The sequence below is a fragment of the Micromonospora sp. WMMD1076 genome, from assembly GCF_029581475.1.
Lineage (GTDB): Bacteria > Actinomycetota > Actinomycetes > Mycobacteriales > Micromonosporaceae > Micromonospora > Micromonospora aurantiaca.
Genome location: NZ_CP120862.1, coordinates 2,891,667 through 2,910,393, shown reverse-complemented (window position 1 = coordinate 2,910,393; position 18,727 = coordinate 2,891,667). Strand labels below are relative to the sequence as shown.

General features: G+C 72.3%; 14 protein-coding genes. 12 read left to right on the top strand and 2 right to left on the bottom strand.

Annotation, left to right across the window (positions count from 1 at the left end):
• Positions 1 to 34 precede the first annotated feature (34 nt).
• The 6 genes from O7622_RS14035 (at position 35) to O7622_RS14010 (ending at position 7,212) form a co-directional block, all read left to right on the top strand.
• Entirely contained in the window at positions 35 to 766 is a 732-nt protein-coding gene (locus O7622_RS14035) for a succinate dehydrogenase cytochrome b subunit (RefSeq protein WP_282313759.1), read from the top strand.
• A 1-nt stretch (position 767) separates the two neighbouring features.
• A complete protein-coding gene (locus O7622_RS14030; protein WP_282313758.1) occupies positions 768 to 2,702 on the top strand; it encodes a fumarate reductase/succinate dehydrogenase flavoprotein subunit in 1,935 nt (644 codons plus the stop codon).
• Positions 2,699 to 3,460 (top strand): succinate dehydrogenase/fumarate reductase iron-sulfur subunit, encoded by a 762-nt coding sequence (locus O7622_RS14025; protein ID WP_282313757.1) that lies wholly within the window; start codon positions 2,699 to 2,701, stop codon positions 3,458 to 3,460. The genes O7622_RS14030 and O7622_RS14025 overlap by 4 nt, the downstream gene beginning before the upstream one ends.
• A 354-nt stretch (positions 3,461 to 3,814) precedes the next feature.
• On the top strand, positions 3,815 to 4,999 hold the full coding sequence (locus O7622_RS14020; protein ID WP_282313756.1) for a zinc-dependent alcohol dehydrogenase: 1,185 nt from the start codon (positions 3,815 to 3,817) through the stop codon (positions 4,997 to 4,999).
• Positions 4,996 to 5,940 carry an SDR family NAD(P)-dependent oxidoreductase gene (locus tag O7622_RS14015; RefSeq protein ID WP_282313755.1) on the top strand — a complete coding sequence of 315 codons (945 nt, stop codon included), beginning with the start codon at positions 4,996 to 4,998 and terminating at the stop codon, positions 5,938 to 5,940. Before O7622_RS14020 ends, O7622_RS14015 begins: the two co-directional genes overlap by 4 nt.
• A gap of 126 nt (positions 5,941 to 6,066) precedes the next feature.
• Entirely contained in the window at positions 6,067 to 7,212 is a 1,146-nt protein-coding gene (locus O7622_RS14010; RefSeq protein ID WP_282313754.1) for an MBL fold metallo-hydrolase, read from the top strand.
• A gap of 49 nt (positions 7,213 to 7,261) precedes the next feature.
• On the opposite strand, the gene dgt is transcribed toward O7622_RS14010, so the two are convergent.
• Positions 7,262 to 8,773: a dGTP triphosphohydrolase gene (gene dgt, locus O7622_RS14005; RefSeq protein ID WP_282313753.1), complete on the bottom strand. Its 1,512-nt coding sequence runs from the start codon at positions 8,771 to 8,773 to the stop codon at positions 7,262 to 7,264.
• 45 nt (positions 8,774 to 8,818) lie between these two features.
• On the bottom strand, positions 8,819 to 10,195 hold the full coding sequence (locus tag O7622_RS14000; protein WP_348774076.1) for a nucleotide sugar dehydrogenase: 1,377 nt from the start codon (positions 10,193 to 10,195) through the stop codon (positions 8,819 to 8,821).
• 58 nt (positions 10,196 to 10,253) lie between these two features.
• Between O7622_RS14000 and O7622_RS13995 the strand changes: the two genes are divergently transcribed.
• From O7622_RS13995 to O7622_RS13970, 6 genes are all read left to right on the top strand, one after another.
• On the top strand, positions 10,254 to 12,689 hold the full coding sequence (locus O7622_RS13995) for a Tex family protein (protein ID WP_282313751.1): 2,436 nt from the start codon (positions 10,254 to 10,256) through the stop codon (positions 12,687 to 12,689).
• Between the two features lie 285 nt (positions 12,690 to 12,974).
• Positions 12,975 to 13,409: a hypothetical protein gene (locus O7622_RS13990; protein WP_282313750.1), complete on the top strand. Its 435-nt coding sequence runs from the start codon at positions 12,975 to 12,977 to the stop codon at positions 13,407 to 13,409.
• A gap of 111 nt (positions 13,410 to 13,520) precedes the next feature.
• The gene (locus O7622_RS13985) at positions 13,521 to 14,609 is read left to right on the top strand and encodes a GNAT family N-acetyltransferase (RefSeq protein WP_282313749.1); all 1,089 of its coding nucleotides are present in this window, start codon (positions 13,521 to 13,523) and stop codon (positions 14,607 to 14,609) included.
• A 195-nt stretch (positions 14,610 to 14,804) separates the two neighbouring features.
• Positions 14,805 to 15,971 carry an aminotransferase class I/II-fold pyridoxal phosphate-dependent enzyme gene (locus O7622_RS13980; protein ID WP_282313748.1) on the top strand — a complete coding sequence of 389 codons (1,167 nt, stop codon included), beginning with the start codon at positions 14,805 to 14,807 and terminating at the stop codon, positions 15,969 to 15,971.
• 226 nt (positions 15,972 to 16,197) lie between these two features.
• The gene (locus O7622_RS13975; protein ID WP_282313747.1) at positions 16,198 to 17,445 is read left to right on the top strand and encodes an O-antigen polymerase; all 1,248 of its coding nucleotides are present in this window, start codon (positions 16,198 to 16,200) and stop codon (positions 17,443 to 17,445) included.
• Between the two features lie 10 nt (positions 17,446 to 17,455).
• Positions 17,456 to 18,706, top strand: a complete 1,251-nt coding sequence (locus O7622_RS13970) for a glycosyltransferase family 4 protein (RefSeq protein ID WP_282313746.1) — start codon at positions 17,456 to 17,458, stop codon at positions 18,704 to 18,706.
• The last annotated feature ends 21 nt before the right edge of the window (positions 18,707 to 18,727 follow it).

Genomic DNA, 18,727 nt, shown 5'->3' with positions numbered 1-18,727 from the left:
TACATAGCTTACGGCTATCAACACTGCGATTTCGATGCATTGGACGCCTGATCGAAGTGCTCCTAGCGTCGACCACGTGGTAATCACGAAAACTCGGTCGCCCATCCGCTCGAACGTCGGCCTCAAGGCCGTCATGGCGGTGACGGGCATCATCCTCGTGCTGTTCCTGATCGCGCACATGCTCGGCAACCTGAAGATCTTCACGGGTGAGACGTCGTTCGACCACTACGCGCACTGGCTGCGGGACATCGGCACGCCGCTGCTGCCGGCGACGTGGTTCCTGTGGATCCAGCGCACCGTGCTCACCGTCGCCGTCCTCGGGCACATCGGCGCGGCCACCGTGCTCGCGATGCGGTCCCGGGCCGCCCGCCCGGTCCGGTACGCGCACCGCCGCAAGATCCACGTGAACTACGCGGCCCGCACGATGCGCTGGGGTGGTGTGGTCATCCTGCTCTTCGTGATCTACCACATCCTCGACCTGACCACGGGTCACCTGAACCCGCAGGGCGACCCGGCCAACCCGTACGGCAACGTGGTCGCCGACTTCGCGCCGGAGCGCTGGTACGTCACGCTCTTCTACACCCTCGCCCTGGTGGCCCTCGGCTTCCACCTCCGCCACGGTGCGTTCAGCGCGTTCCGCAGCCTCGGCCAGCAGACGCCGAAGGGCGAGCGCCGGGCCCGGATCGCCGCGCTCGTCTTCGCCGTCGCGCTCGTCGGCGGCTACCTGCTGGTTCCGTTCGCCGTGATCACCGGATTGGTGTCCTGACATGGATCTCTACACCGAGGGCGACCCGATCGCCGACACCCGGGCCCCGGACGGCCCGATCGAGACACGGTGGGACCGCCACCGCTTCGAGATGAAGCTGGTCAACCCGGCCAACCGCCGGAAGATGACGGTGATCGTGGTCGGCACCGGCCTGGCCGGCGGTTCCGCCGCCGCCACGCTGGCCGAGCAGGGCTACCAGGTGCGGTCCTACTGCTACCAGGACAGCCCGCGCCGGGCCCACTCGATCGCCGCGCAGGGCGGCATCAACGCCGCCAAGAACTACCGCAACGACGGCGACTCGGTGCACCGCCTCTTCTACGACACGGTCAAGGGCGGCGACTTCCGCTCCCGCGAGTCGAACGTGCACCGGCTGGCCGAGGTGTCGGTGAACATCATCGACCAGTGCGTGGCGCAGGGCGTGCCGTTCGCCCGCGAGTACGGCGGCCTGCTGGACACCCGCTCCTTCGGCGGCGCGCAGGTGCAGCGCACCTTCTACGCCCGGGGCCAGACGGGTCAGCAACTGCTGCTCGGCGCGTACCAGGCGCTGGAGCGGCAGATCGGCCTGGGCAACGTGGAGATGAACGCCCGCCACGAGATGCTCGAACTGGTGATCGTCGACGGCCGGGCGCGCGGCATCGTGGTGCGGGACATGGTCACCGGTGAGATCAGCACCGAGACGGCCGACGCGGTCGTGCTCGCCTCCGGCGGCTACGGCAACGTCTTCTACCTCTCCACGAACGCCAAGGGCTGCAACGTCACCGCCTCCTGGCGGGCGCACCGCAAGGGCGCGTACTTCGCCAATCCCTGCTACACGCAGATCCACCCGACCTGCATCCCGGTCTCCGGCGATCACCAGTCGAAGCTGACCCTGATGAGCGAGTCGCTGCGCAACGACGGCCGGGTGTGGGTGCCCAAGGCCAAGGGCGACCAGCGCGGCCCGCGGGACATCCCCGAGGACGAGCGGGACTACTACCTGGAGCGGATCTACCCGTCCTTCGGCAACCTGGTCCCCCGCGACATCGCCTCCCGCGCCGCGAAGAACGTCTGCGACGAGGGACGCGGCGTCGGCCCGACCGGCCTCGGCGTCTACCTGGACTTCGCCGACGCGATCAACCGGCTCGGCCGCAAGGCCATCGAGGCCAAGTACGGCAACCTCTTCGAGATGTACGAGCGGATCACCGGCGAGGACCCGTACGAGGTGCCGATGCGGATCTACCCCGCCGTGCACTACACGATGGGCGGCCTCTGGGTCGACTACGACCTCCAGTCGAGCATCCCCGGCCTGTTCGTGATCGGTGAGGCCAACTTCTCCGACCACGGCGCGAACCGGCTCGGCGCCTCGGCGCTGATGCAGGGCCTGGCCGACGGCTACTTCGTGCTGCCGAACACGCTCGCCAACTACCTGGCCTCCAGTGCGCTGGACAAGGTCGACGCCAGCCACCCCGAGGCGGTCGCGGCGCGCACCGAGGTCGAGGACCGGATCAAGCGGCTGCTCGCGATCAACGGCGACCGCACCGTGGACTCGTTCCACCGCGAGCTGGGCCAGATCATGTGGGAGCACTGCGGGATGGAGCGCTCCGAGGCCGGTCTGCGCAAGGCGATCGACGAGATCCGCGCGCTGCGCGAGCAGTTCTGGCAGCGGGTGCGCGTGCCGGGTGACGGCGAGGGCCTCAACCAGTCGCTGGAGAAGGCCGGCCGGGTGGCCGACTTCTTCGAGCTGGCCGAGCTGATGTGCGTCGACGCCCTGCACCGCGAGGAGTCCTGCGGCGGCCACTTCCGGGCCGAGCACCAGACGCCCGACGGCGAGGCGCAGCGCGACGACGACCGGTTCGCCTACGTGGCCGCCTGGGAGTTCACCGGCACCGGTGAGCCCGTGCTGCACAAGGAAGACCTGACCTTCGAATACGTCCACCCCACGCAGCGGAGCTACAAGTGAACCTGACCCTGCGCATCTGGCGCCAGCACGGCCCCGAGGACAAGGGTCGGATGGTGACCTACCCGGTGCAGGACGTGTCCCCGGACATGTCCTTCCTGGAGATGCTCGACGTCCTCAACGAGCGGCTGATCCTGGACGGCGAGGAGCCGGTCGCGTTCGACCACGACTGCCGCGAGGGCATCTGCGGCATGTGCAGCCTCATGATCAACGGTGAGGCGCACGGCCCGCAGCGCGGCACCACCGCCTGCCAGTTGCACATGCGACAGTTCTCCGACGGCGAGACGATCGACATCGAGCCGTGGCGGGCCCGGGCCTTCCCGGTCGTCAAGGACCTGGTGGTCAACCGCAACGCGTTCGACCAGATCATCGCCGCCGGCGGCTACGTCACCGCGCCGACCGGCAGCGCCCCGGAGGCGCACTCGGTGCCGGTGCCGAAGGCCGACGCGGACGCCGCGTTCTCCTCGGCCGCCTGCATCGGCTGCGGCGCCTGCGTGGCGGCCTGCCCGAACGGCTCCGGCATGCTGTTCACCGCCGCGAAGATCACCCAGCTCTCGCTGCTGCCGCAGGGCCAGCCGGAGCGCTACACCCGGGTGATCGGCATGGTGGACGCGCACGACGAGGCCGGCTTCGGCGGCTGCACCAACATCGGCGAGTGCGCGGCGGCCTGCCCGAAGGGCATCCCGCTGAACACCATCGGCCGGCTCAACCGGGACTACCTGAAGGCCACGGCCAAGCGCTCGGGCACGTCCGGCTCCTGACCCGCGGGCACGACCCACGCGACCGCCGCGCCCCGCACCCGGGGGCGCGGCGGTCGCCCTTCTCCGGGGTACGCGCACCGGAGCGACCCGGCGGGGACGGGACTTCCGTGCGCGGCCGCCGTTCGGGACCTCGCCGCTCGGGTGTCTCACCGGTGGACCGGCTGCGTCCAGGGCATCAAGGCCGGCAGCTTCGACGCCTGACCACGGTGGTACCGGGTGCGGTCGTCGGCCGCGCCCGGCCACCCTTCTGACCTCCCGATCCAGTCCTCCCGGGTCCGGCCGGACGGCGCCGGTTCAAGTCGCTCCCCGCGGGTAGCAGTCCCATGCGCGGCACCGACGAGGGGACAATCGGACATGAGGGCACTGACCTGGCACGGCAAGCGGGACGTTCGCGTCGAGGACGTCCCGGACCCCCGGATCGAGGAGCCGACCGACGCGATCGTCCGGATCACCTCGACCGCCATCTGCGGTTCCGACCTGCACCTGTACGAGGTGCTCGGGCCGTACCTGAAGCCCGGCGACATCCTCGGGCACGAGCCGATGGGCATCGTCGAGGAGGTCGGGCCGGGGGTGACCCGGCTCAGGAAGGGCGACCGGGTGGTCGTCCCGTTCAACATCTCCTGCGGCTCGTGCTGGATGTGCGAGCGGCAGCTCTACGCGCAGTGCGAGACCACGCAGGTGACCAGCCAGGGCAAGGGCGCGTCCCTGTTCGGATACACCTCGCTGTACGGCTCGATCCCCGGCGGCCAGGCCGAGTACCTGCGCGTCCCGCAGGCCCAGTTCGGCCCGATCACGATCCCGGACAGCGGCCCGGACGAGCGCTGGCTCTACCTGTCCGACATCCTGCCCACCGCCTGGCAGGCGGTGAGGTACGCGGACACCCCGCCCGGCGGCACCCTGGCCGTGTTCGGGCTCGGCCCGGTCGGACAGTTCTGCGCCCGGATCGGCCGCCACCTGGGCGCCTCCCGGGTGATCGGGCTGGACCTGGTGCCCGAGCGGCTGGAGATGGCCCGCCGCCACGGCATTGAGGTGCTCGACGTCAGCCAGCTCGACGACGTGCCGGGCACGCTCATCGACCTGGTCGACGGGCGCGGCCCGGACGCGGTGATCGACGCGGTCGGCATGGAGGCGCACGGCGCGCCGCTGGGCAAGGTGGCCCAGACCGCCGCCGGTCTGCTGCCGGACAGGCTGGCCCAGGCGATGACCGACAAGGCCGGCGTGGACCGGCTCGTGGTGCTGCACGCCGCGCTCAAGGCCGTGCGGCGCGGCGGCACCGTGTCGATCTCCGGCGTGTACGGCGGCGAGCAGGACCCGATGCCGCTGATGGAGATGTTCGACAGGGGCATCCAGCTGCGAATGGGCCAGTGCCACGTGCGGCGCTGGGTCGACGACATCATTCCGCTGCTGGAGCGCGACGACGATCCGCTGGGCGTCGAGGACCTGCGGACCCACCGGCTGCCGCTGACCGACGCGCCGCGCGCGTACGAGATGTTCCAGAAGAAGGAGGACGGCTGCGTCAAGGTCGTGCTCGCGCCGTGACCCGGACGGTGGTCGTCACCGGCGCGACCAGCGGGATCGGCCGGGCGACCGCCAGGGAACTGGCGGGCCGCGGGGACCGGCTGGTCCTCGCGGCCCGCTCCCCCGCCACTCTTGACGAGGTACGCGACGAGTGCCGGGCGGCGGGCGCGGCGGTGATCGCCGTACCGACGGACGTGACCGAGCCCGGCGCGGTGGCCGCGCTGGCCGACGCGGCGCGGGCCGAGTTCGGCGGCGTCGACGCCTGGGTGCACACCGCCGCGGTGATGTCCTACGGCCGCTTCGACGAGACCCCGGCCGAGGTGTTCGAGCAGGTGGTCCGCACCGACCTGCTCGCGGCGGCGGCGGTGGCCCGGGAGGCGCTGCGCCGGTTCCGGGCCGCCGGCGGCGGCACGCTGGTGCTCACCGGTTCGGTGCTCGGGCACATCACCGCGCCCTACATGAGCGGCTACGTGGCGGCCAAGTGGGGCCTGCAGGGGCTGGCCCGCACGCTCCAGCAGGAGGCGCGGGAGACGCCCGGCATCGCGATCTGTGTGGTCAACCCGGGCAGCGTCGACACACCCGTCTACCGGCAGGCGGCCAACTACCTGGGCCGGATCGGCCGCCCGCCGCCCCCGATCGCCTCGCCCGAACGGGCGGCGCGGGCCATCGCGCACTGCCTCGACCGGCCGCGCCGGGAGGTCTCGGTGGGGCGGCTCAACGTGGTCATGCGCGTCGGCTTCACGGTCCTGCCCGGCGTGTACGACGTGCTGGTCGGGCCGCTGATGCGACTCGCCGGCCTGACCCGGCAGCCGGTCGCCGCGCACCAGGGCACCGTGTTCACACCGAACCCGGCCGGCGAGGCGGTCCGGGGCGGATGGCTGCCGGACGCGTCACAGGTGGTCCGTGCCGTCGGCGGGCGGGCGGCCACCGTGGCGTCCGCGGTACGCCGCCGGCTGCCCTGACCGCTGCGGCGGACCGCCCCACGGGCGGCTGTCGTGCGGCGGTTGTCGTGCGGGCGGACCGTCCCGTGGGCGGGCCGGGACGAGGGTGGTTACCGTGTACGACGGGACACGGCGGAGGGGACGGGCATGCGGGAACCAACGGGGCGGGAACCGGACCGGACGCGTGGCGGGCGGGTGTGGAAGATCACCGGGCTGGCCGCCGTCGCCGGGCTGGCCTGGGTGGCGCGCGACGTACCGGCCCAACTGGGCGGCCGGCTCACCGGCGCCCGGGCGGAGCGCGCGGCCCGGTCACCGCGGTTCCGCGACGGCACGTTCCACAACCCGGCCGGCGCCGGCGCCACAATGGTCGCCGACCCGGGCCGCAACCTCGTCCGGGAGCTGATCTTCGGCAAGCAGAAGCGGCGGCCGGGCAGTCCGGTGCCGCTGCTGCGCCCCGGCGTCGCGCCGGCCGCCGACCAGGCCCGCGAGCTGAACGTCGTCTGGTACGGCCACGCCTCCACGCTCGTCGAGATCGAGGGGCACCGGGTGCTGCTGGACCCGGTGTGGAGCGACAGGTGCTCCCCGTCCGGGCTGGTCGGCCCGCGGCGCATCCACGAGCCGCCGGTCCGCCTGACCGACCTGCCCCCGCTGGACGCGGTGTTGATCTCGCACGACCACTACGACCACCTGGACATGGGGACCGTCCGCAGGCTGGCCGATCTCCAGTCCGCGCCGTTCGTGGTGCCGCTCGGCGTCGGCGCCCACCTGGCCCGCTGGGGCGTGCCCGAGCAGCGCATCGTCGAGCTGGACTGGTCGGAGAGCCACCGGGTCGGCGGGCTGACGCTGACCGCCACCGCCGCGCAGCACTTCTCCGGGCGCGGGCTGCGCCGCGACGGCACGCTCTGGAGTTCCTGGACGCTCACCGGGGCGCACCGGAAGGTCTTCTACACCGGCGACTCCGGCTACTTCGACGGGTACGCGGCGATCGGTGCCGAGCACGGCCCGTTCGACCTGACGCTCATGCAGATCGGGGCGTACGACAGGGCGTGGCCGCACATCCACATGTTCCCGGAGGAGGCCGTCGCCGCCCACCTCGACGTACGCGGCGGACTGCTGGTGCCGGTGCACTGGGGCACGTTCAACCTGGCCCTGCACGACTGGTCCGAGCCGGTGGACCGGCTGTGGACCGAGGCGAAGGCGCGGGACGTCCGGCTGGCCGTGCCGCGCCCCGGCGAGCGGGTCGTGGTGGACGAGCCGCCGGCGGTGGACGGCTGGTGGCAGTCGGTCGCCTGACGCGGCGCGATCCCTGGGTGGCGCGGCCACCTTCGTGCTCCGAGCCGGCTCAGAGCACGAAGGCGTCCGTCCAGAGCGCGCCCGAGCGGCCCGACAACGCGTCGAGCATCGCCACCGCCTGACCGTCGGTGAGCTGCGCGACGAAGTCGATGATCGCCCGGCCCCGGGCCCGGCCGATCCGGTCCGGAGTACGCGGGTGCAGCTCCGCCTCGGCCAGCTCCACCAGGTCGTGCAGCCGGCGCGGCAGCCGGGACTCCTCGTCCGGGTCCAGCAGCCACTCCCAGAGCGCCTCCACCAGCGTGCCCAGCAGGCGGGCCTGACCGCGCTGGTGCAGGGCCAGGTCCGGGCGGGCCAGCACGAACCGGTGGTGCACGAACTTGAGCACCTGCACCTCGTGCCACTGCGCCTTCGCCAGCAGCACGTACCCGGAGCGAACCCCCGGGTCCGGCGTCACGGTGATGGCGTCCACGAAGCGGGTGGACCAGCGGGCGGAGAACCGGGCCACGTACTGCTCCGCCTCGATCGAGCCGTCGAACGGCAGCGCCAGCAGCCCCTCCACCAGTTCCTCGCGGACGTGCTCGACGGCGGCGGCGAACGCCTCGTCGTCGGCGATCCAGCCGTCCTTGCGGTGCAGCTGCCGGCGCAGCCGCTCGATCGCCGCGCCGGGCCGCCGGCCCGCACCCTCCAGCGCCGACGCCGTGATCGACCGCAGGTGCCCGCACTCGCGCTGCCAGGCCATCAGCTCGGCCGCCACCGCGCCCTGCTGGAGCACCCCGACGCGGTAGAAGTCCTCCACGTCGTGGATCGCGTACGCGATGTCGTCGGCCGTGTCCATCACCGACGCCTCGGGCGTCTGCTGCCAGTCCGGAATCCGGCCGGCGAACGGCTCCCGCGCCTGGCGCAGGTCGTCCAGCTCGGTGCGGTACGCGCCGAACTTCACCGACCCGCTCTCCGGATCCTCCGGCGGCGCCGCCGCGCCCCGGGGCGCCGGGTCCAGGTGGCGCGGGTGCGGATCGGGATGGTCCAGCCGGGTCCACGGGTACTTCAGCATCGCCGCCCGGACCGCGGCGGTCAGGTCCAGCCCGGTGGTCGCCGCGCCGCGGATCTCGGTGCTGGTGACGATCCGGTACGACTGGGCGTTGCCCTCGAAGCCGTCGGCCAGCCCGAGTCGCTGCCGGGCCAGCCGGTCGAGCACCCGCTCCCCCAGGTGCCCGAACGGCGGGTGCCCGAGGTCGTGCGCGAGCGCGGCGGCCTCCACCACCTCCGGGTCGCAGCCGCCGAGCTTCTCCAGCAGGTCCCGGTGCGCCGGGTCGGCCGTCAGCCGCTCGGCGATCGCCCGGGCCACCTGGGCCACCTTCAGGCTGTGGGTGAGCCGGTTGTGCACGAGCAGCCCGGACCCGCCCGGGCTGATCACCTGGGTCACGCCGCCCAGCCGGGCGAAGAACGGCGAGCCGACGATCCGGTCCCGGTCGGCCCGGAACGGGCCGACGGCCAGGTCGCCGAGCGCCCGGGCGCTGCCCCCGAAGAGCCGCCGGGCCCGCGGATCCGCAGGTGCCTCCATGATCGCCACGCTAGCGCAGCCGGCGGCAGGCCGGGCAGGGTGTGCCTAGAGGCGCTCGACCACCGGCCCGGAGCACCGGTTGCGGGCGTCGAACACGTAGCGGGCCCGCCGGGACACCATCTCGTAGTCGAAGACGTCGTGGTCGGTCGCGACGACCACCGCGTCGGCCGCGTCGACCTCCTGCTCGGTCAGCGGCACGACGAGCACCCCACCCGGGATCTGGTGCGACTCGGCGTACGGCTCGGCGGCGCGGACGTCGGCACCGAGGTCGCACAACCGCCGGGCGACGTCCACCGCCGGCGAGTCCCGCATGTCCCCGGTGTTCTTCTTGTAGGCCAGGCCGAGCATCAGCAGACGCGCGCCCTTGACGGCACGGCCGGTGCGGTTCAGGCCGGTCATCACCCGTTGCGCCACGTGCCCGGGCATCTCGTGGTTGACGTCGTTGGCCAGCTCGATGAACCGGAACTGGCGGCCCAGACGCCGCTTGACCTGCCAGGACAGGTAGCAGGGGTCGATCGGCAGGCAGTGTCCGCCGACACCGGGGCCGGGGCGGAAGGGCATGAACCCGAACGGCTTCGTCTCCGCGGCGTCGATCGCCTGCCAGACGTCGATGCCCAGGTGGTGGGAGAGCACCGTGAGTTCGTTGATCAGGCCCAGGTTCACCTGGCGGAACGTGTTCTCGATCAGCTTGGTCAGCTCCGCGACACGGGTGGAGGGCACCGGCACGGTCCGGTCCACGATCCGGCGGTAGAACCCGTCCACCCGCTCCAGCGAGGGCTCGTCCACGCCGGAGACGACCTTCGGTGTGTTCTCCAGCCGCCAGGTCGGGTTGCCGGGATCGATGCGTTCCGGGCTGTACCCGAGGTGGAAGTCGCCGGGCGCGTGCAGCCCGCTGGCCGTTTCGAGCAGCGGACGCAGCAGCTCCTCGGTGGTGCCCGGATAGGTCGTCGACTCCAGCACCACTGTGCTGCCGGGCCGCACGTACGGGCCGATGCCCCGGCCGGCCTGCTCCACGTGGCTGAGATCCGGCGTGCCGTCACGCAGCGGGGTCGGCACCGTGATCACGCAGACGTCGAAGCCCTCGGCGTCGGCGTACTCGGTGCTCGGCAGGTAGCGGCCGCTGCCGAGCGCCCGGCCCAGCCGATCGGCGGGGATGTCCTCCACGAAGGACTCGCCGGAGGCGAGCCGCTTGACCCGGTCGGCGTCGACGTCCAGCCCGACCACGTCGAAGCCGGCCTCGACGGCCCGCATGGCCAGCGGGAGACCGACGTACCCCTGACCGATGACGACCACTTTCTCAGCGCTCACCCGGGCTCCAGACAACCGTAGGAAATCACCTGATTGGAGGCTAGAGGGGTTTCTGAGGCTGGAAGTCCGTTTTCGGGATATCGGCCCGGACCCGCCGTCCGGCCGGTGCGGCACGTGCCGCAGCAACGGGCAGAATGCACGACGGAACCCACCCGAGAAGGCGGATCAGATCGTGACCCAGTCTGTGCACCAGCGGATCGCCGAGGAACTCGGCGTCGCCGAACGGCAGGTACGGGCGGCAGTCGAGCTGCTCGACGGCGGCGCCACGGTGCCGTTCATCGCCCGCTACCGCAAGGAGGCCACCGGCCTGCTCGACGACGCGCAGCTGCGCACGCTGGAGGAGCGGCTGCGCTACCTGCGCGAGCTGGACGAGCGGCGCGCGGCCGTGCTGGAGTCGATCCGGAGCCAGGGCAAGCTCGACGATGCGCTGGAGGCGCAGATCCTCGCCGCCGACTCCAAGTCCCGCCTGGAGGACATCTACCTGCCCTACAAGCCGAAGCGGCGCACCCGCGCGCAGATCGCCCGCGAGGCCGGGCTGGAGCCGCTCGCGGACACGCTCCTGGCCGATCCGGCCCAGGACCCGAAGGCGGTCGCCGCCGGGTTCGCCGACCCGGACAGGGGCGTCGCGGACGCGGCGGCCGCCCTGGACGGGGCGCGGGCCATCCTGATCGAGCGCTTCGCCGAGGACGCCGACCTGATCGGCACGCTGCGCGAGCAGATGTGGTCGCGGGGCCGGCTGGTCTCCCGGGTACGCGACGGCCAGGAGACAGCGGGCGCGAAGTTCGCCGACTACTTCGACTTCGCCGAGCCGTACCCGAAGCTGCCCTCGCATCGCATCCTCGCCGTGTTCCGCGGCGAGAAGGAGGGCGTGCTGGAGCTGACCATGGATCCGGAGGCCGAGGGCGACGCCGACGCGACCACCGGGCCGAGCCGCTACGAGGCCGCCGTGGCGGGACGCTTCGGCATCAGCGACCAGGGGCGCCCGGCCGACCGGTGGCTGGCCGACACGGTGCGCTGGGCCTGGCGTACCCGGATCCTCATCCACCTGGGCGCGGACCTGCGGATGCGGCTGTGGCAGGCGGCCGAGGAGGAGGCCGTCCGGGTCTTCGCCACCAACCTGCGTGACCTGCTGCTGGCCGCGCCGGCCGGGGCACGGGTGACGATGGGCCTCGACCCGGGCCTGCGGACCGGCGTGAAGGTGGCGGTGGTCGACGCCACCGGCAAGGTGGTCGCCACCGACACCGTCTACCCGCACGAGCCGCGCCGGCAGTGGGACGCCTCGCTGCACACGCTCGCCACGCTCGCCGCCGCGCACGGCGTCGAGCTGGTCGCGATCGGCAACGGCACCGCCAGCCGGGAGACCGACAAGCTGGCCGGTGACCTGATCAAGCAGCACCCGGAGCTGAAGCTCACGAAGGTGGTGGTCTCCGAGGCCGGCGCGTCGGTCTACTCCGCCTCCGCGTACGCCTCCCAGGAACTGCCCGGTCTGGACGTCTCGCTGCGCGGCGCGGTGTCGATCGCCCGCCGCCTCCAGGACCCGCTGGCCGAGCTGGTGAAGATCGACCCGCGGTCGATCGGCGTCGGGCAGTACCAGCACGACCTGTCCGAGGTGAAGCTGTCCCGCTCGCTCGACGCGGTGGTCGAGGACTGCGTCAACGCGGTCGGTGTGGACGTCAACACCGCCTCCGCGCCGCTGCTCACCCGGGTCTCCGGCATCGGCGCCGGGCTGGCCGAGAACATCGTGCTGCACCGCGACGCCAACGGGCCGTTCCGCACCCGGGCGGAGCTGAAGAAGGTGCCGCGGCTCGGGCCGAAGGCGTTCGAGCAGTGCGCCGGCTTCCTGCGCATCCCCGGCGGCGACGACCCGCTCGACTCCTCCAGCGTGCACCCGGAGTCGTACCCGGTGGTGCGCCGCATCCTCACCACCACCGGGCAGGACCTGCGCGGGCTGATCGGCAGGTCGGCCATCCTGCGCGGCCTGCGCGCGACCGACTTCGTCGACGACACGTTCGGTCTGCCCACCGTCACCGACATCCTGGCCGAGCTGGAGAAGCCCGGCCGCGACCCGCGTCCGGAGTTCCGCACCGCGACGTTCGTCGAGGGCGTGGAGAAGATCAGCGACCTGACGCCCGGCATGGTGCTGGAGGGCGTGGTGACGAACGTGGCCGCGTTCGGCGCGTTCGTCGACGTGGGCGTGCACCAGGACGGACTGGTGCACGTCTCGGCCATGTCGCACACCTTCGTCAAGGATCCGCGCGACGTGGTGAAGTCCGGCGACGTGGTCAAGGTCCGGGTGCTCGACGTGGACGTGCCGCGCAAGCGGATCTCGCTGACGCTGCGGCTGGACGACGAGGCGCCGGCCGGCGGCCGTCCCGCGGCCGGGGGTCCGGGCGGCGAGCAGCGCGGCGGCCGGCGCGGTGGCGGACAGCGCGGTGACGGTGCTGGGCAGCGGGGTGACCGCGGCGACGCCGGCACCCGGCGTGGCGGCCAGGGCGAACGGGGCGGCTCGCGCGGCGGTCCGTCGCAGCGGCAGGGACGAGGTGGCGGACCGGCGGCGCCGGTGAACGACGCCATGGCGGAGGCGCTGCGCCGCGCCGGCCTGGCCTGACGGTCTGCGGCCGCCGGTCGGGCTGGCGTCACGAACGAGTCAGCTCGACCGGTGCCCTCCCGACGACGGATCGGTCCGCGGCAAGCATGTCGGCGATGTCGGACGAGCGGTCCGCTGGTGCGATCACCCGGATGTGCAGCACGAACCAGGCTCCTCGATGGGCGCGACGGACGTCAGCACCCCAGACGGCCCACGCGAGGGGTGACAGGTGGTCGCGCGACGGCCCGGCACGCCTCCCCCGCCGGCCCGGGAACGGTCGGGTCGGGCGGGCGTACCCTCGCGGTCGTGGGTGCGGACGACGACGAGCGGTGGCGGGAGCGGCGACGCCACGCGGTGCGGGCGCACGCCGAGGCCGACGCCCGGCAGCGCGCCGCGGAGCAGGCCGAGGCCGCGGAGCTGGTCGCCCGGTTCGCGGCCGAGGCCGCCCGGCGCGGCCTGCGCACCGAGCGGCTCGTCGCCACGCCCTACAGCGGACGCGGCCGCTACCGGACCCCGCTGGTCGGCTGGTACGTGGACCGGGCACGGAGCCGGGCGGTGGACACCGAGGGCCGCTACTACCTGCTGACCGTGCCGGCCGGGCTACGCGCCCGGCTGCTCGGCGCCCGGCCGGAGCCGTCCACACCGTCACTCGTCATCGGCCGCGGCGGACGCGACGGGGAGTCCCTTTCGCTGACGGCGCTGCTCGGCGCGCGCCTCGAAGCGGGCGACCACTGGCCCTGACCCGGCCCGGTCACCTGTCGACACCGTCCCGGCCGATCCTCGTTACCCAGAACGGACGACACGTGGCCGGCCGCCATCGGGGCGGCCGTGGCCAGGCGACGGGGAGCGCAGATGCGACTGGAGATCCTGGACGCCCGCAAGCCGGCGGACGACGAGCGCTGGCGCGCTCTGCACCGCGACTGGGACCGGCGTGAGGTCTTCGCCCACCCGGCCTACCTCCGGCTGTTCGCCGGGCCACAGGACGAGCCGCTGGCCGCGTACGCCCGGACCGAACACGGTTTCGTGCTGTATCCGTTCCTGCTCCGCCCGGTCGACGCGCCGCACCTCGCCGAGCCCGGGCGACGGTACCGGGACATCGTCAACGCGTACGGCTACGGAGGCGCCTTCGCCGAGGGCGCGACCGAACTCGACGCGAAGGAGTTCTGGGAGGCGTTCGACGCCTGGTGCGGGTCGCGTCAGGTGGTCGCCGAGGTCACCCGGCTCACGCTCTTCGGCGAGGAGCGGCTGCCCTCGCCGGGACCGGTCCGGCAGAAGCTGGTGAACGTGGTCCGCGACCTGCGCACCGGCGAAGAGGAGATGTGGCGCGAGTTCGACCACAAGGTCCGCAAGAACGTCAACAAGGCCCGCCGCAACGGCGTCACAGTCGTGGTCGATCTCGACGGGGGGCGGCTCGACGACTTCCTGGGCATCTACGAGCGCACGATGGACCGGCGAGCCGCGACGAGCGGCTACTACTTCCCCCGCGAGTTCTTCGAGCGGATCGTCGACGAGTTGCCCGGCCAGTTCGCCTTCTTCCACGCCGTGCACGAGGGGCGCGTCGTCTCGACCGAACTGGTGCTGGTCTCCGCGCTCAACCTCTACTCGTACCTCGGCGGCACCGACGAGGCGGCGTTCGACCTGCGGCCCAACGATCTCCTGAAGTTCGAGATCTGCCGATGGGGGCGCGCCCAGGGGCGGATCCGGTTCGTCCTGGGCGGCGGGTACGCCCCCGACGACGGCATCTTCCGGTACAAGCGCGCCTTCGCCCCGAACGGTCTGGTCCCGTTCCACCTGGGCACGCGGGTGCTCGACGAGCCGGCGTACCGGCGGCTGTCGACGGCGCACCGGCAGGAGGGATCCCGGCGGGATCCGGCCTGGTCCGCGTCCTCGGACTACTTCCCCGAATACCGGTGTCCGCTGCCCGAGCCCGCGGGATCGTGAGGCGCCGGCCGCAGTCGGCCGGCACACCGTAACGGCCGCCGCCGCCGACGCGTTGAACCAGTCGGTCCCGACTCGACGGACCAGGTCGCAGCGGCGCGACGATCAGGTCCGCGCGTCCGTCCCGCCCCTGCGCGTCGCCGGGTGACACCCACACTTCCATCGGAGACCAGCACCGTGGCACAGGACTACTCACTGATGGCTCGACCCGCCCATCAGCAGGACGGCACGAGTGTCCCCAGACGGATCTATCTCTCCCCGCCGGACGTCGGTCCGGCCGAGGAGGCGTCCATCCTGGCGGCGGTCCGTTCGGGCTGGGTCGCGCCGGACGGGCCCGACCTGGCCGCCTTCGAACGCGAGCTGGCGGACCGGGTGGGCGGCGGCCACGCCGTCGGCGTGAGCTCCGGGACCGCCGCCCTGCACCTGGCGCTGGCGGTGATCGGAGCCGGGCCCGGTTCCCTCGTGGTGGTGCCCACCATGACGTTCGTGGCGACCGCCAACGTGGTGAGGTACACCGGGGCCGAGCCGGTCTTCGTGGACTGTGACGCCGCCACCGGACACCTCGATCCCGACCTGCTGCCGCCGCTGCTGCGCCGGCTGCGGGAGCAGGGGCGCCGCGTGGCGGCCGTGATGACGGTCGACCTGAACGGCGGATGCGCTGACTACGACCGCATCCTGCCGGTCTGCGCGGACTTCGACGTCCCACTGGTCGAGGACTCCGCCCAGGCGCTCGGCGCGGCCTGGCGCGGCCGCAACGCGGGCACGTTCGGCCGGCTGGGCGTCTTCTCGTTCAACGGCAACAAGGTCATGACGACATCGAGCGGCGGAATGCTCGTGTCCGACGACGGCGAACTGATCGACCGGGCACGTCACCTGGCGACCCAGGCCAGGGAGCCGGTCGCGCACTACGAGCACCGGCAGGTCGGCTACAACTACCGCCTGAGCAATCTGCTCGCCGCGCTCGGGCGGGCGCAGCTACGACGGCTGAGCGGCATGATCGAGCGCCGCCGGGCGATACGGGAGCGGTACGCCAAGTTCTTCGCCGCGGTTCCCGGCACCCGGATTCTCGGCGACGGCGACCCCGGGTCGAACTGCTGGCTCACCACCCTCGTCGTCGACCCCACCCGGGCCGGATGGCGGGCCGACGAACTGGCCGCGCACCTCGCCCGGCACAACATCGAGACGCGTCCCATGTTCAAGCCCATGCATCAGCAACCCGCTCATCGCGGGCACGAGGCGGTCCTGAGCGGCGCGGCGGATCGTCTCTTCGCCACCGGCGTCTCCCTGCCCAGCGGGTCGACCCTGGTCGGGGCCGACGCGGACCGGCTGTTCGGCGCGCTCGGCGAATTCCTCGCCGCACGCTGACCGGCCGGAGAATCGCATCCGAAAGTGATTCGAATGCGACGAGGAACGAGTGACGGGTGAACGGGTTACGGCACCGTCCGAGTCAATGCGATAAACGCAATCGCCGCCTATGGGAGGCATCTCCTGCTAGACATTTGAATGCAGCCGGCACGCATGTGGAGCGGAATCCGCTCTCGCCCCCGGCCGCTCCCGGTCCGGAGTGTCCGTATACCGATTTGGAGTCTCCGTGGAGCTGAGCACCACCACCGCGATATGGCTGACCCTCGCGGCCAGTCTGGCGATGCTGCTGGCCCTGTTCCTCCGGTCCGGCCGGACCGATCTCCTGCCCTACGTCTTCGCCTACCTCGCCTTCTTCGGTCTGGGCCCGGCGATCAACTACGCCCTCGGCAACGAGATCTACATCGGCATCGTCACCGACAAGATCCCGGCCGCCTGCCTCGTGCTGGTGCTGGCGCTCGGCGGTGTGACGCTGGTCGGCCTGCTCATGCCGGTCCGGGACCGGCTGCCGGACCTGACCGCACTCGGCCGGATACCGCGCGAGAATCCGGTCCTTCCGGTGGTGCTCTACGGGCTGGCCGCCTACACCCTCGCCGTCCTGGTCACCCGCGGCCCGGCGATGCTGGCCGCCGACAAGCTCGGACGGGTCGAGCTGGCCGGTCCGCTGCACACCCGCTACCTGGTCGTCGAGATGTGCGCCTGCTCGATCTACTTCCTGGCCCGGGCGGTGCGCCCGGCCCGCATCGCCTACTGGGCGAACCTCAGCCTCTACGTGCTCTACTGCCTGGCCACGAACGAGCGGGACTTCCTCTTCGTCCTCTTCGCCGTCGTGCTGCACGTCCTGTTGCTCCAGCGGCGGCGGATCTCGCCGAAGTTCGGCATCGCCGGCGTCGCGTTCGTCCTGACCGCCACCTACCTCAGCTCCGTTCGCAGCGGAGACGCGCTGAACCTCAGCAAGGTCCTCAACGAGGGCTCGACCCTCTTCGTGGACACCTTCGTCCTGACAAACGCCGCCGACGGCCTGCATCTGTGGCCCGGCGAGAGCTACCTCAACGGCGTCCTCACCGCGATGCCGTCGGCGCTCGTCCCGGAACGGCCCATGCTCATGTCCTGGCTGGTCGACGCCTGGCTGCCGGGCTCGTCCTCCGGCTTCGGCTTCTCGCTGACCGCGGAGGCGTACGTCAACTTCGGCTACCTCGGCGTCCCTGTGGTCTTCGCCGCGCTCGCCCTCGGGCACCGGCTGCTCTTCTTCCGCGCCGCGCGGGGTCACGTCTACGCCTACGCGAGCATCCTCTACACGATCAGCTGGATGTACGGGTTCCGCGGGGAGAGTGCCAGCGTACTCGCCACCCTCCTGCACGGCGTCGCGTTCTACGCCGTCATCTGGCTCGGCTCGTTGAAGGGCCGCTCCGTCCCGCCGACCGCGCGCCCCGAGGTGCGCGTCCCGCACGGCAACCTTGCTCCCGTAAACCGATAGGACATCGCGCGTGAGGCTCACCATCACCGAGGAGTGCCGGTACCTCCGCACTCCGGACAACCGATTCTGGGTGGACTTCGGCACCGGCTACGCGCTCTGGGCGCGATACCTGGCGGCCTTCGACGAGGTACGGGTGGTGGCCCGGGCGCGGGACGTACCGGAGATCGAGATCCCGCCCAACGCGGTCCGGGTAGACGGCGACGGGGTGACCGTGGCGCCCCTCCCTCACTACCTCGGACCGCAGGAGTACCTGCGGCGCCTGCCCCGCATCGACCGGGCCGTCCGCCGGATCGCCGCGGACGCGGAGGCGGTGCTGCTGCGGGCGCCGTCGTCGATCGCCACACTGATGCACCGGCACATCACCCGTCGCGGTCTCGCCTACGCCATGGAGGTCATCGGCGACCCGTACGCGGTCTTCGCCCCCGGGGTGATCGAGCACCCGCTGCGGCCCTTCCTGCGTGTGTGGAGCACCCGCAACCTCCGGCGTCAGTGCCGTTCCGCCATCGCCGTGTCGTACGAGACGAAGCGCTCGCTCCAGGAGCGGTATCCCACCCGCCCGGGGGCGCTCTCCATCGGTCTCAGCTCGGTGAACCTGCCGCCGGCGGCGTTCGTGCGGGAGCCCCGCCCGCCCCGGCTGCCGGCCGGGCCGGTGACCCTCGTGTCGGTCGGTTCCCTGGAACAGCTCTACAAGGGCATCGACACGCTCATCGAGGCGATCTCGTTGCTGCGGTCCTCGGCCCCGCCGGTACGGCACGTGCACATCGGCCCCGGGCGCTGCCAACCGGTGCTGGAGGATCTGGCCACCCGCCTCGGGGTCCGCGACCGGATCACGTTCGCCGGCCTGATCACCGATGTCGAGGCGCTGCGCCGGCACCTCGACGCCGCCGACCTGTTCGTCATGCCGTCCCGGACCGAGGGCCTGCCCCGGGCCCTGATAGAGGCGATGGCCCGCGGGCTGCCGGCCATCGGCTCGCGTGTCGGTGGCATACCCGAGCTGCTGCCGCCGGAGATGCTGGTTGCGCCGGACGACCCCGACAGCCTGGCCAACGCCATCCGCCGTACCCTCGCGGACCCCGACGCCATGGCGGCCGCCTCGCGTCGCAACCTCGCGGTCGCCCGCGAGTTCGCCGCGGACCGGCTGACGCCGCGGCGCAGCGAGTTCTACCGGGCGGCCCGGGACCTGATGGCGAACCGCCGTCCGCTGCCGCAGTCCGCCGCCCCCGCCGTGGAGTCCGTCCAGCAGGAGAACCGACCGGTATGAGGACCGGCCGGCCCGACACGG

Excerpts from the sequence above, each read along its gene's own strand:
- O7622_RS13980 (WP_282313748.1), top strand. The coding sequence starts at position 14,805 with ATGGCTCGACCCGCCCATCAGCAGGACGGCACGAGTGTCCCCAGACGG.
- O7622_RS14010 (WP_282313754.1), top strand. The coding sequence starts at position 6,067 with ATGCGGGAACCAACGGGGCGGGAACCGGACCGGACGCGTGGCGGGCGG.
- dgt (WP_282313753.1), bottom strand. The coding sequence starts at position 8,773 with ATGGAGGCACCTGCGGATCCGCGGGCCCGGCGGCTCTTCGGGGGCAGC.
- O7622_RS14020 (WP_282313756.1), top strand. The coding sequence starts at position 3,815 with ATGAGGGCACTGACCTGGCACGGCAAGCGGGACGTTCGCGTCGAGGAC.
- O7622_RS13985 (WP_282313749.1), top strand. The coding sequence starts at position 13,521 with ATGCGACTGGAGATCCTGGACGCCCGCAAGCCGGCGGACGACGAGCGC.
- O7622_RS14035 (WP_282313759.1), top strand. The coding sequence starts at position 35 with ATGCATTGGACGCCTGATCGAAGTGCTCCTAGCGTCGACCACGTGGTA.
- O7622_RS14030 (WP_282313758.1), top strand. The coding sequence starts at position 768 with ATGGATCTCTACACCGAGGGCGACCCGATCGCCGACACCCGGGCCCCG.